This window comes from Microvirga pakistanensis (assembly GCF_004458765.1).
Classification (GTDB): domain Bacteria; phylum Pseudomonadota; class Alphaproteobacteria; order Rhizobiales; family Beijerinckiaceae; genus Microvirga; species Microvirga pakistanensis.
Window position 1 is genome coordinate 1 of the sequence record NZ_SPJX01000480.1, and the last position, 223, is coordinate 223.

At 66.8% G+C, this 223-nt stretch carries 1 pseudogene; it reads left to right on the forward strand.

Annotated features, from left to right (window positions below):
* Positions 1-223: pseudogene (locus E4K09_RS21985) on the forward strand (dihydroxy-acid dehydratase domain-containing protein); the annotation flags it as partial.

The window sequence follows — 223 nt, forward strand, 5'->3', positions numbered from 1 at the left end:
CGTCTCACCGGAGGCGCATGTGGGCGGACCGCTCGCCCTCGTGCGTACGGACGACATCATCACCGTGGACATTCCCGCACGCCGCATCACCCTCGAAGTCTCCGACGAGGACCTCGAGATGAGGCGCGCCTTGCTGCCCCCGCCCAAGCCGCGCTTCGAGCGCGGCTACGGCTGGATGTTCACCAAGCACATCCGCCAGGCCCATGAAGGCTGCGACTTTGAC